The following is a 13,196-nucleotide window of genomic DNA, read 5'->3' on the forward strand; positions in this document are numbered from 1 at the left end:
GTCATGATTTTATTGGTGTGTATTTCCGTTTATCACTTTTTGTTCGTCAGGCGACAAGACTTTCCCTTTATGGAAGGGGGTATGGAGGACACTTTCTGCATGGGAATATCCTGAATGAGGGGTATGGTGGGCGTGATTGTGGCCCGGTTCATGAATATGGGGCAGTTCCTGGGAGGCTCCCCCGAAAAGTTGGCGTATTTCATGAGGTGCTAAAAAGGGAATGATTTCCTGGCCTGCCTGAAACTCATAGGTAATGTTTTCGAAGTGGTGGGTGTCCATCACGCTTTTCATGACTTTCTTGTCTACAGTCAGGGGCACATATACTTTTGTTCCTTTGACAATGGCGGGCCAGTGCTGATTGCCTATGGCATGTCCCAGTTCGACACAGCACCGGATAATTTCTTCTGTTTTCTTGTCCGTCATTCTCTGTAAGTCGATAATCAATACAGGTTTTAATTCAATGCGAATGACTACGGCGTGTTGGGTTTCCGCATTGTATTCCAGGATGTCTCCGTTTTCCACCTGACTGTGTCGTTTCAGGGCTATTCCGTATTCCGTTCCTGTATTGCTTTGAGCGATAAAACGGCTTTTCTGTGCAGTCCATTGGTCGAGGTGAAGGTATTCGATTGCGGTATTTTTGAGTTTCTCGCTCCACGCAGCGTCGGAATACATATTTCCGAGTACTTGGGTGTACATTTTCATAGGTAGAAGATTGATTGGGAAATCCGGATATCCGGCCTTCAGTAATTGAGGTAACTGCCGGCCGGATTCGGATTTCTGATTTGATTTTTATTGTTTAGCTGAACCAATACAGTTGTCCCAATGCGAACTTGGGAGCTGGTTTGGCATAAGCTTGTTTACCGTCTATAAATACTTCAAAGGTTTCCGGATTGACGTCGATTTTCGGCATACTTCCATTCAGTACCATGTGAGGTTTGTTGATTTGCCGGCAACCATGCACGGGATAAACGATTCTCTGCAAGCCGTATTTTTCTTTAATTCCGGCATCGTGTGCGGCCCTGGAAACAAAAGAGATGCAGCTTTTGGGCTGGGCACCTCCGAAACTTCCGTACATCGGACGGTAGTAAATAGGCTGGGGTGTGGGCAGGGATGCATTCGGGTCACCCATGCTGGCCCAGTTAATCATACCTCCTTTGATGACCATTTTCGGTTTTGTTCCGAAGAAAGCAGGTTCCCACAAAACGAGGTCGGCCATTTTGCCTTTTTCAATGGAACCTAAAATATCGGAGAAACCGTAGGTGATGGCGGGATTGATGGTTAGTTTTGCGAGATAGCGCAGAATCCGGAAGTTGTCGTTGCTGTCTGAATCCTCTGCTAACTTCCCTCTCACTTGTTTCATGTAATCGGCCATCTGGAAGGCACGCGTGAAGTTTTCCCCCACTCGTCCCATTGCTTGCGAATCGGAAGAAATCATAGAGATAACTCCCAGATCATGGAGAATATTTTCTGCTGCCTGGGTTTCCGGACGGACACGGCTTTCAGCGAAGGAAACGTCGGATGGGATTTTGGGGTTGAGGTTATGGCATACCATAATCATATCGAACAATTCTGCCTGAGAGTTGATACCGAACGGCAGGGTGGGATTCGTGGATGATGGCAGGACATTGGCTAATGAGGCGACTTTCAGCAAGTCCGGGGCATGTCCTCCTCCGGCGCCTTCCGTATGGTAAGTGTGGATTGTCCGTCCGTCAATGGCAGCAATGGTGTCTTCTACATAACCGCCTTCATTGAGGGTATCGGTGTGGATGGCGACCTGCACGTCATATTCCTCAGCAACGGCCATCGTTGCACGTATGGCGGCAGGTGTGCTGCCCCAGTCTTCGTGGACTTTAAATCCGCAGGCTCCGGCCATTATCTGTTCGAACAACGGTTTGCGGACGGAGCAGTTTCCTTTGCCCAGAAGACCATAGTTTACAGGTAATCCCTCAATAGACTGGAGCATGCGTTTCATATTCCAGGTGCCTGAGGTAATGGTTGTACCATTGCTTCCGTCGGTGGGACCTATCCCTCCGCCCACCAGGGTGGTTACTCCGTTGCTTAAACAATGGTAGGCCTGTTGCGGTGCAATCATGTGGACATGACCGTCGATGGCAGCCGGCGTCAGGATGAGATGTTCGCCGGAAATAGCGTCGGTTGCCGCTCCGGTCACCAGGTCTTTGCTCACTCCGCGCATGATATTCGGGTTACCGGATTTACCGATGCCTGCGATTTTCCCGTCTTTTATGCCGACATCTGCTTTGATAACGCCCAGTATGGGGTCGATGATGGTTACATTGGTAATCACTAAATCCAGCGTTCCTCCTTCGGCGGTTGTTGTATTGGCTAAACCCATGCCGTCGCGCAGGGTTTTACCTCCGCCATAGACTACTTCGTCGCCATAAACACAACGGTCTTCCGTAATCTCTGCGTAAAGTCCGGTGTCTCCCAAACGTATTTTATCACCTACGGTGGGGCCATACAGGTCGTTGTATTGTTGTCTTGAGATTGTTGCCATAGTTATTTTTGTTTTTTATTTTTTTTCTGAAGTTCTGCTTCGGCAGTGGCTTCGTCCATCATTTTAAATCCTAAGTTTTTTGCTCTTTCGATAGCCAATATCCGTTGGGGAAAGTAGGTTGGAGCATCTTCATCTCCGGTGAATCCCTGTACCAATCCGTTAAATCCCATTACATACTGCTTGCCGGAATAAGCTACGACTTCCACTTCTTTCTCATCTCCCGGTTCGAAGCGGATAGCGGTGGTTGACGGAATGTTCAGATGACACCCGTAGGCTTTTGCCCGGTCGAATTGTAAATAACGGTTTACTTCAAAGAAATGGAAGTGAGAACCCACCTGGATGGGGCGGTCGCCGGTGTTGCGGACTACTATCTTGGCCGTATATCTGCCTTCATTGTAGGTGATAGGCTGGTCACTCAGAATTTCACCACCGACGCCTACCCGCTGTTTAGGGGTAAATCCGGGGGTTACAGATGGTTGTTTTGTTGTATTGGAGTTATTGTTTTTTGCCATGGCCTTTTTATTTTATCGGGTGATGAATACTTACCAGACGGCTACCGTCAGTGAAGACAGCTTCGACCTGAATCAGGCTGATCATATCTGCCACTCCTTCCATCACATCGTCTTTGGTTAATACTTTTGTAGAATCAGTCATCACCTGTTCCAGGGTCTTGCCTTCACGGGCCCCTTCCAGAGCTGCCGAACTGATATAGGCTACAGCTTCCGGATAGTTCAGTTTGAGCCCTTTTGCTTTGCGCCGTTCGGCAATGGCGCCTAACGACAGCAACATGAGCTTGTCAATCTCTCGTGGTGTTAAATGCATAGCTTTTATTTTTAATAGTTGTGTAAATGATTCAGGCAGATAAGTGGATTGCTCGGTCTGCTACAACACGAGAATTACGCTAAAATGTTCAAGTTGTTTCATATTCTGCGGGAATAATGAATCTGTTTAAGAAGAAAAGAAATAAACAGGCAACAGAGGCAGGTTTAAAACTTTCTAAAATATGTAACGTAGAAATGCACATGAGTTTAATATTTGTAAAATGTGGAAAACAAATATTGATGCCCTATTATAGCAAGCATGAAACTGAAATTTTTACGTGATACGATATTCCTGCTTTGGTTTGCCGTTATTTTTTGTATGGAAACCTATGCTTATACCGGTGTTGCAGATACGGTTCTGAACATGGGGGAAGTGGTGGTGACGGGTTCCCGCACTGAGCGGCCGCTTTCTCAGAGTCCGGGCAGTATTCAGGTTGTTACTCCTTTATTGTTACGGCATAGTCCCGCTCAAAATGTAGACGATATCCTGGCGATGATTTCGGGAGTTAATACAACTCGTTCGGATGGCATCAGCAATATACATAGTAACGTTAGTATCCGTGGACTTGCCGGAGATGAACAGGGAAGGACGTTAGTACTGTTTGACGGGATTCCCATCAATACTTCCGATGAAGGGGGAGTAAATTGGAATAGTATTCATGTGGATAACGTCCAGCGTATAGAGGTGTTTAAAGGGCCTGGCTCTTCACTTTACGGAAATAACGCAATGGGAGGGGTGATTAACATTATCAGTAAAAAGCCGCTTTCCCCATTGTCGGTTTATGCTTCCGGAGCGTATGGTTCTCTGAATACGTGGAAGAGTAGCTTGTCTCTTTCCAGCCGTCTTAACAAGCAATTTGCCGTGTTTCTTTCGGGGTATTATAATCAGAGCGATGGGTTTAATCATGTTCCCGATAGTTTGAGGACTGAACCGGATTACAGTGTGGCTCGTTTTATGAAAGAGGGCGGGGTGTGTACCAAACTGCTGTATACTCCACTGTCTTTTTTCAATATGGAACTGTTTTATGATTTATATCAGGATAAAAGAGGGGAGGGCGAGAAAATAAAGGCACCGGACGGAGAGTATCGTCATTTTAACCATCATCGGATACAAGGGCGTTTGTACGGTGGTGGCGGGAAATTTTCTTATCAGGTTGCTTTGTATTTTCAACGTCAGGATTATTTTAAACTGGATGAGCGGATAAAAGGTACGGCTTATCAGCGTTTTGATGTCAGATCCGACCGGGATGACTGGGGGGGGATTATGCATTTGCGATGGAGTGGCAAGTTCAATGACCTGGCTGTTGGCGGGGAGTTTAAAAACGGTAGTATTGACGGAGGAGACCATTATGTCACGTCGCCGGATGAGGTGCTTAACAGGGGTACAATCCGTATGGTTTCCGTATTTGCCCGGGATGAACTGAACCTGTTGCATGGAAAAATCTGGTTGCAGTTTGCCTTGCGGTATGATAATGCTTATTTTCATAAAGGCTGGTTTGAAGCAAACGGGGAAAATGTTGCTGATTTTAATAGCTATAACGGAAGATTAAAAAGCAACCGGTGGGAACATTTCTCTCCTCGTGCAGCCTTGCGCTATAATCCGGCCGAAACAATATCCGCTTATGTTTCTTATTCGCAGGGATTCCGGGCTTCCATTCTGGATGACCTTTGCCGTTCAGGCTGGATGTGGATTGGTCCTAAAATTGCTAATCCGGAGCTGGGACCGGAACAAATAGATAATTACGAAATCGGCGGGACTTTCCGTTTGATTCCGGGGTTGTCCCTGTCTCCTTCATTTTACTATGCCAAAGGAAAGGATTTTTTGTATTATGTAGCTACCGGAGAAAAAATGTGGGGGAAAAGGGACATTTTTCAACGGCAGAATATTTCTGAAGTGGAGGTGAAAGGAGTGGAGGCCGATTTGGATTATACGCTATCAGGCCGATGGAAAATGAATCTTAATTATTCTTATAATATTCCTGAGGTGAAGCGTTTTGAGAAAAATCCGGAACTGAATCATAAGCTTCTGACCTATACTCCGAAAAATCAGTTAAAAGGTTATATTCTCTGGACAGGAGGAATTGCGGATGTCATGTTGCGGGGACGTTACAAATCGAGACAGTATACTTCAGAAGACAATTCTTCTCACATTGAAGGGTTTACGGTTTGGGATATGCAGGTTTCCCGGTGGTTTGTTCGGCGCCGCTTGTATGTCGGAGGGGAGGTGATTAATATTTTCAACAACCGTCATATGAATACGAAAGAGTACAGGTCGGCCGGCCGGTTGATAAATGTTAAGCTGGCGGTCAGTATCAACCGGTAGGTTACTTTATGAATTTGATGTTTTATCGGAAGCTGTTATGAAAGTTTTATATTGTATTCTTATTTTAGGATGTTGCTGTGCCTGCGGAGGGCAAGGAAAGCATAAGACTTTTTCGCGGGAAATGAAAGACGCTTTGGGGCGGCAGGTTGCTTTGCCCGATACTGTACGCAATATTGTCTGCATCCGGGCCTCGGCTATACGTTTGGTTACGTATGCGGGAGGAGCGGATTTGATTTGCGGAGTGGAAGAGCAGGAATCCAGGGAGCAGGTGTTTACGCATTTGTTTGCCCATCCGGGGCTTAGGCAGAAGGCCGTCATCGGACCTTCGATGGGAGGTGACCCGGAATTGATTATGGCTGCCGCTCCCGATGTGATTTTCATGTCAACGACTACGGCCGGAGATGCGGATGCTTTGCAACAACGGACCGGCATACCGGTGTTTACTATTGAATATGGGGATATCGGGCGCAATCGTCAGACATTCTACAGTTCTTTACGTTCTATCGGCGAGGTATTGGGTACAAGACAACGGGTGGATAGCCTTATTCGGTATACCGACCGGCAGATTGGCGAATTGACACGGCGGGCAAAGACATCGGGAGAGGTTCCCCGGATTTATGTCGGAGGTATTTCGTATAAAGGACAGAAAGGCATTACCTCCACTGACCCTTATTATGCAGCTTTTGATTTTCTGAAAGCCGGAAATGTGGCTGCGGGGATAGACTCTGCTTACGTGTCTCCGATTACGGGGACTTATATTGATTGGGAACAATTGGCCGATTGGGACCCGCAGGTCATTTTTGTAGATACGGACGGTTTGCCTTTGGTGATGGAGGAATTCAAGGCTCGTCAGGGGGCTAACCGTTTGTTGACTGCTTACCGCGAGAAGCGGATTTATACTTTGTGGCCCTATAATAATCATCATACCAATTTTGAAGTAATGCTGATCAATGCCTGGATTGCGGGGAAGGTACTTTTTCCCGGACAGTTTTCGGATATTGACGCGGACGATAAAGCGAATGAGATACTTGCTGCTTTTGTCGGCAGACCGGTAGCGGACAGCCTGGTCCGGAAGTGGGGAAGATGCCGGAATGTTTTTGCAGGGGATGTTCCTCCGGCAGTGCAATGAATCAATCAGTAAATGCTGTACGAATGGATAATGAAATTCTGATTCAATATAGGAAATACAGGAGCCGGAGTGTCCGTTTTATTTTGCTTCTGTTGGTTCTGCTCGGAGTCATTTGTTGTGTCGCTCTTATTGCAGGTTCCCACCGGATCACTCCATCCGATTTCTGGGCCTTATTTACGGGGGAGGGGACGGAGATGAACCGCCAGATTGTCCTGAATATCCGTTTACCCCGGATGCTGGCTACGGTCATTACCGGTGTTATCCTTTCCGTCTCAGGAGCTGTCATGCAGATTCTGTTGCGTAATCCTCTGGCGTCCCCTTATACATTAGGAATCTCTAATGCAGCGGCTTTCGGTGCATCCTTTGGGATTGTTTTTCTGGGCGCCGGGGCAGGGTGGGTACGTTCTTCTGAGCTTTTTATGGTTACGAATCCGTATGTTGTTACCCTTTCCGCTTTTCTGGGCAGTTTGCTGGGACTGGCTATTATCTTGCTTATTGTCCGGGTAAAACAGGCTTCTGCTGAAATTATTATTCTGTCCGGTGTGATTATCAATTCGCTTTTCGGGGCGGGAATTGCTGTTATGCAATATGTGGCGGATAGTGTGCAATTGGCTTCCATTGTTTTCTGGAATTTTGGTGATTTAGGACGCGGAGACTGGCAAAAATTGTTTTTCCTGGTGGTCGTCCTAATGCCGGCTTTGATATATTTTTATTATAAGCGGTGGGATTATAAAGTCTTGGGCTTTGGTGACGATTATGCCCGGAGTATGGGAGTTTTTCCCCATCGTTTGCGGATTATCGGGTTGGTAACTACTTCCCTGATTACGGCTGCAGCTGTTTCTTTTTTCGGGGTAATCGCTTTTGTCGGTTTAGTGGTGCCGCATATCGTCCGCAAGTTTATCGGGAATAACGAAGAATTTCTGATTACCGGTTCCGCTGTGTTCGGGGGGATGTTTCTGTTGCTGTGTGATACGGTTGCCCGGACGGTCATTTCTCCCGTTATCCTTCCTGTGGGCATCCTGACTTCTTTTTTCGGGGTTCCCTTGTTTTTGTTTTTGTTGACAAGAAAAAAAATCTGACTATTTCATTTTACCGGCAATGCAAATTAAAGTAGAGGATATTTCTTTTGATTACAGTGGTTTTATGGCTTTGAACCATGTCTCTTTTGAAGTGAATTCCGGTGATATGCTGGCTATTATCGGACAAAACGGGTCGGGGAAGAGTACTTTGTTAAAATGTCTCAACCGCATACTGAGGGTGGAGAGGGGGACTATCCGGATTGGGTCTGCGCTTTTGAAAGATTATTCTTCTAGTCAACTGGCCCGCACAATTGCCTATATTCCTCAGTCCGGAGAGGTGGTGGAGGGTATGAGTGTGTTTGATACCGTTTTATTGGGAAGGAAGCCTTACATAGGTAACAAGCCGGGTGCAGCCGATATGAAGCTGGTTGTCCGGTTGCTGGAGCGTTTGGAGCTGCAAACAGTGGCTATGCGCAATCTTAATACCTTGAGCGGAGGACAACAGCAGCGTGTATATATAGCACGGGCACTGGCACAGCAACCTGCCGTTCTGTTACTGGACGAGCCTATCGCTAATTTGGATATGAACCATCAGATGAAAGTGATGAAGCTGTTGCAACAGCTTGCTTCGGAAGGATTGATTGTGGTTATTACGATTCATGATATCAATATGGCGGCCCGTTTCTGTAATAAAGCCCTGATGCTGAAGCACGGCGGAGTGTTTGCTTCCGGCTGCCGTTCCGTTTATACTCCGGAAAACGTAGAAAATCTGTATGATATGCAAGTGGATGTCATACATCACAAAAATGGAATCTGCATTATTCCGCAATGATAAATACTTGATCTAGGATTAATAATGATATAAAATGATGTTCAAAGGATTAACTGTATTGCTTATGATTGTTTTGGAACCGATTGGTTATGTTCGAAATGCTTGCCAGGAAAGTCAGGCCCCGGAGGCAATCAAAAAAGAGATCTCTGAAATAGAGATTTTACCCGGATATGCGGAAGGTTTGCGAGGTATTGAACAGTGTGAATTTTTAGATATGGTATTTGCTTTTCACCAGGAAAAGCGTACGGAGTTGCAAACCCGGCTCCGGACCGGGGAAACTACCGGAGTATTTGCTTCGCGTTCGCCTCGCCGGCCCAATCATTTGGGAGTGACTACCGTGAAATTACTCGGACGGGAGGGGAATATCCTTCGCGTCGGGGGGGCGGATGCGCTTGACGGTTCGCCGGTGGTTGATATTAAATATTGCGATACCTCTGTTTTGGAGTGGTGGAGTGTGCATGACAGCATTCGGATGAGTTCGCCGCGTGTTGACATTGTTGGAAACATTATGGCCGGTGATACGCGGGTATTATTGTTGAAAGCAGCCCAGTTGCACGGGCATGTTTGTCCGGGCCTGGCTCTTGGGGTGATGGGAGCTGTGAAGGTGATGCAGAAGGTTATAACCTCCGGGGAAGACATCCGGGATTACACGCTTTTTTCCGGAATGCAGAATTGTCCGATAGACGGAGCCTTGTTTGTCACGGGGTGTACTCCGGGAACGAATCGTTTTGTGATGGGTAGTCCGGGAAATGACTGCTTCTATGTCATGAATAAAGCCGGCAAGGGATGGAAAGTGACCCTAAAAGATACTAACCGGGAATACATCCAACGACACCTTTCCGACGGCTTGAGTCCCGTTGCCAGGGGATTGGCCGTTCTGGACATGGATTTCGATGAATTATTGATTCTGGAGCCGGTAGAGGAGAAGCAGTAATAAAAAAACCGTTCCACAATTGGAACGGTTTTTTATTTTATCCTCCGAAGTTGTCATACATGACATTTTCTTCGGGTACTCCAAGTTCATAGAGCATTTTAGTGACAGCCTGAATCATCATAGGAGGTCCGCAGAGGTAGTATTCAATGTCTTCCGGATTCTCATGATTCTTGAGGTAGTTTTCAAAGATTACCTGGTGTACGAAGCCCGGTTTGTAGCTTACACCGGCAGCATCTGCCACCGGGTCGGGCCTGTCAAGAGCCAGTGTCCAGTGGAAGTTCGGATTTTCTTCCTGTATTTTGTTGAATTCATCCACGTAAGGAGCTTCCTGTAATGCACGTGCGCCATACCAGAAAGTCACTTTACGGTTAGTGTGCATGGTGTGGAACAGGTTGAAAATGTGGGAACGCATGGGGGCCATACCGGCACCTCCACCGATAAACATCATTTCATTGTTGGTGTCTCTCAGGAAGAATTCTCCGTAAGGTCCGGAGATGTTTACTTTATCGCCCGGTTTCCGGGAGAAGATAAAGGAAGAGCAGATACCGGGATTGACCGGCATAAAACTTCCGGTTGCCCGGTCGAACGGCGGTGTGGCGATACGGATGTTTAACATGATAATATTGCCTTCTGCCGGAGAATTAGCCATAGAATAAGCCCTGTAAGTGGGTTCCGGATTGTGCATTTTCAGGTCGAACATTTTCATCTTTTCCCAGTCGGCCTTGTATTTCTCATCTATATCCATGGTTCTGAAATCTACATCCAAGGCAGGAACATCTATCTGGATATATCCTCCGGATTTGAATTTCAGGTTTTCTCCTTCCGGTAATTTTACTACAAATTCTTTGAGGAAAGTAGAAATATTGCGGTTGGAAACTACGGTACACTCCCATTTTTTGATTCCTAAGATGGATTCGGGAATGCGCATTTCAATGTTTTCTTTCACTTTCACCTGACAAGCCAGACGCCAGTTCTCGTGTTGTTGTTTATAGGTGAAAAATCCGGTTTCTGTCGGAAGAATAGAGCCGGCTCCGGAATCCACCTGACATTTACACATACCGCAGGAACCTTTTCCGCCGCAAGCCGACGGCAGGAAAATTTTCTGATTGGCCAGAGTAGAAAGCAACGAACCACCCGGTTCGGTCGTTACGACATGTTCGCCATTGTTGATACTCACTCTCACATCCCCTTTTGCCGTCAGTTTGGCTTTGGCAAACAGCAGGATGCCCACCAGAATGAGGGTGACGAGCAGGAATACCACAATTCCGGCAGTGACGATTGCTGTATTGATAGCTAATAACATCATCTTGGTTTTATTTTAGATTTTATTAAATTATTCTGCTTCGGCTGTTGTGGTTTGTTGGCACCTTTTTTCGCACTTGGTGGAATCTTTGGCGCAACATTGTTCTTTGCCTTGTCCGCAACTGCCGTTACAGTCGGTACCTTTGCAAGGTTGGCACTGGCAGGATGTTTTTTCCGTGCATTGACAATTTTCGCATCCGCATGTTTCGCATTCACATTTTGCAGCTTTGCAATTTCCGTCACAATTGCTGCAAGCGCATGCTTTACACTGGCATGCAGCAGCTGGCTGGGAAACGGTTAAGGTGGTAGCAGCTTTTGCCGGTTGGGCTTTCAGCTTGCTCAGGTCAATACCCAGGAAGCTCATAAAGGAAATGGCCATTAAACCGGTGACAATAAACGTGATACCGATGCCGCGCAGAGGGGCGGGGATATCGGAATATTTCAGCTTTTCGCGGATGGCTGCAATCGAAACGATGGCAAGCAACCAGCCGATACCGGAACCCAACCCGAAACTGGTAGCTTCCAGAACACTGGCATAGTTACGTTGCTGCATAAACAGAGAGGCTCCCATGATAGCACAGTTTACGGCAATCAATGGCAGGAAAATACCCAGTTGGTTGTATAGTGCGGGTGCGAATTTTTCCACAATCATTTCCACCAGTTGTACCATAGCGGCAATGATGGCGATAAACATGATAAAGCTCAGGAAGCTTAGGTCAATGTTTGCAGCTTCCTCACCCAATAACCACTGGAGGGCACCGCTTTTCAATACATAATTGTCGAGCAGGTAATTGACCGGTACTGTGATAAACAATACGAATATCACAGCCATACCCAATCCAAAGGAGGTTTTTACGGTCTTCGATACTGCCAGATAGGAACACATCCCGAGGAAGTAGGCGAAGATCATGTTGTCGATGAAGATTGAGCGGACGAATATATTTAATAGATTTTCCATGTGTTATAATGCTTTTAGTTTTTTTCTATTAAATCTTTGTTACGGGAACGGTGAACCCAGATAATCAGTCCGACTAAAATCAATGCCATGGCAGGCATAATCATCAGACCGTTGTTTAGGTAATATCCTCCGTTTTGCATGTACCAGGATTCCGGAATAATACGGAATCCGTAAAGTGTTCCGGAGCCCAGCAGTTCGCGGAAAAAGGCTACAATCACAAGGATCATACCGTATCCCAATCCGTTGCCGATACCATCGAGGAGGGAGGGCCAGGGTTTGTTGGCCAGCGCAAATGCTTCGATACGTCCCATGATGATACAGTTGGTAATGATCAGACCGACGTATACGGAAAGCTGTTTGCTTACATCGTAAGCAAAAGCCTTTAACAACTGGTCAACGATGATGACCAAAGCTGCTACGACCACTAATTGTACGATGATACGAATCCGGGTCGGAATAGTATTCCGCAACAGGGAAAGAATGACGTTGGAAAAAGCGGTTACGGCGGTAACTGAAAGGCCCATCACAATAGCGGGTTCCAGTTTGGCAGTAACAGCCAGGGCAGAACAGATACCCAGCACCAGAACAATGACCGGATTGCCTTTGCTCAAAGGATTGAACAACACTCCCCGGTTTTTAGCTGAAAATAATGCACTCATTTTATCTTTGTTTTAAAAACGGTTCGTAATAGGTTAAGTAGTTCTTAATCATGCTCTCAACTCCTTTTGAGGTGATGGTTCCTCCGGAGATGGCGTCTACCTGATTGCTTCCGTTAGCATTTCCGCCTTTGACTACATCAATTCCTACCAATTGGTTGCCGGAAAAAATCTGTTTCTGCTGAAATGCCTGGTTGAATTTCGGAGTGGTTATTTCCGCTCCCAATCCCGGAGTTTCTCCCTGGTGGTCGAAGAAAGTACCGTAAATACTGTCTTTGTTGTCGTCCAGTGAAATGTATCCCCAGATGGGTCCCCATAAACCTGCACCGTACATCGGCAGAATGTATTTGGTCGCTCCGTCCACTTCTGCGACAAATACGGGAAGTTCCCGTTCTTCAACCGGTAGTTTGTATTGTTTTTCAATGTTGACATTGAATGCGTTGCCTTCTACTTTTTCTCCTTTGGCATTGATGATAAACTGTTCTTTGATGTATTTGCCGAACAGTTCGGCAGAGTTAGCTGCTGTAGAAGAAACGTGTATTGCACTCAGGATGTTCTGTCTCTTTTCGTTTTCGCGGTTTTCGTTTTGGCGCGGTTGCAGAGAAAGAGATACGATGGATAGTAATGCAGCAACCACTACTACCAGAACCACTGAGTACAGGAATGTATATGTATTTCCTTGTTTATTCATACGATTAAAATTTTTG

11 protein-coding genes and 2 pseudogenes are annotated in these 13,196 nt (G+C 46.4%); 5 read left to right on the top strand and 8 right to left on the bottom strand.

The features are described 5' to 3' along the window. Positions 1-9: 9 nt before the first annotated feature. From ureE to D1136_RS09175, 4 genes and pseudogenes are all read right to left on the bottom strand, one after another. Complete coding sequence (gene ureE, locus D1136_RS09160; protein ID WP_161877339.1) at positions 10-702, bottom strand: urease accessory protein UreE; 693 nt, start codon at positions 700-702, stop codon at positions 10-12. 94 nt (positions 703-796) lie between these two features. Next, positions 797-2,515, bottom strand: a complete 1,719-nt coding sequence (locus D1136_RS09165) for an urease subunit alpha (protein WP_161877340.1) — start codon at positions 2,513-2,515, stop codon at positions 797-799. Positions 2,516-2,658: 143 nt separating this feature from the next. Further along, positions 2,659-3,027: pseudogene (locus D1136_RS09170) on the bottom strand (urease subunit beta); the annotation flags it as partial. Between the two features lie 7 nt (positions 3,028-3,034). After that, on the bottom strand, positions 3,035-3,337 hold the full coding sequence (locus D1136_RS09175) for an urease subunit gamma (RefSeq protein WP_161877342.1): 303 nt from the start codon (positions 3,335-3,337) through the stop codon (positions 3,035-3,037). Positions 3,338-3,595: 258 nt separating this feature from the next. On the opposite strand from D1136_RS09175, the gene D1136_RS09180 reads away from it, so the two are divergent. From D1136_RS09180 to tsaA, 5 genes are all read left to right on the top strand, one after another. After that, positions 3,596-5,659 carry a TonB-dependent receptor gene (locus D1136_RS09180; protein WP_161877343.1) on the top strand — a complete coding sequence of 688 codons (2,064 nt, stop codon included), beginning with the start codon at positions 3,596-3,598 and terminating at the stop codon, positions 5,657-5,659. A 37-nt stretch (positions 5,660-5,696) separates the two neighbouring features. Next, complete coding sequence (locus tag D1136_RS09185) at positions 5,697-6,788, top strand: ABC transporter substrate-binding protein (protein WP_161877344.1); 1,092 nt, start codon at positions 5,697-5,699, stop codon at positions 6,786-6,788. Between the two features lie 23 nt (positions 6,789-6,811). Then, the gene (locus tag D1136_RS09190) at positions 6,812-7,867 is read left to right on the top strand and encodes an iron ABC transporter permease (protein ID WP_161877345.1); all 1,056 of its coding nucleotides are present in this window, start codon (positions 6,812-6,814) and stop codon (positions 7,865-7,867) included. A gap of 19 nt (positions 7,868-7,886) precedes the next feature. Beyond that, positions 7,887-8,639, top strand: a complete 753-nt coding sequence (locus D1136_RS09195; protein ID WP_161877346.1) for an ABC transporter ATP-binding protein — start codon at positions 7,887-7,889, stop codon at positions 8,637-8,639. Between the two features lie 64 nt (positions 8,640-8,703). After that, positions 8,704-9,573: a tRNA (N6-threonylcarbamoyladenosine(37)-N6)-methyltransferase TrmO gene (gene tsaA / locus D1136_RS09200; RefSeq protein WP_237567038.1), complete on the top strand. Its 870-nt coding sequence runs from the start codon at positions 8,704-8,706 to the stop codon at positions 9,571-9,573. Between the two features lie 37 nt (positions 9,574-9,610). Here the strand turns inward: tsaA and nqrF are convergent, their stop codons facing one another. The 4 genes and pseudogenes from nqrF to nqrC all read right to left on the bottom strand — a co-directional run bounded on the left by nqrF (position 9,611) and on the right by nqrC (position 13,180). Next, the gene (nqrF, locus tag D1136_RS09205) at positions 9,611-10,879 is read right to left on the bottom strand and encodes an NADH:ubiquinone reductase (Na(+)-transporting) subunit F (RefSeq protein ID WP_161877348.1); all 1,269 of its coding nucleotides are present in this window, start codon (positions 10,877-10,879) and stop codon (positions 9,611-9,613) included. 336 nt (positions 10,880-11,215) lie between these two features. Continuing rightward, positions 11,216-11,833 (bottom strand): annotated as a pseudogene (nqrE, locus tag D1136_RS09210) (NADH:ubiquinone reductase (Na(+)-transporting) subunit E); the annotation flags it as partial. Positions 11,834-11,847: 14 nt separating this feature from the next. Further along, positions 11,848-12,492, bottom strand: a complete 645-nt coding sequence (locus tag D1136_RS09215; RefSeq protein WP_161877349.1) for an NADH:ubiquinone reductase (Na(+)-transporting) subunit D — start codon at positions 12,490-12,492, stop codon at positions 11,848-11,850. Between the two features lies 1 nt (position 12,493). Then, entirely contained in the window at positions 12,494-13,180 is a 687-nt protein-coding gene (gene nqrC, locus D1136_RS09220; RefSeq protein ID WP_161877350.1) for an NADH:ubiquinone reductase (Na(+)-transporting) subunit C, read from the bottom strand. Between the last annotated feature and the right edge of the window lie 16 nt (positions 13,181-13,196).

The sequence above is a fragment of the Odoribacter sp. Z80 genome (assembly GCF_009935865.1).
Classification (GTDB): domain Bacteria; phylum Bacteroidota; class Bacteroidia; order Bacteroidales; family Marinifilaceae; genus Odoribacter.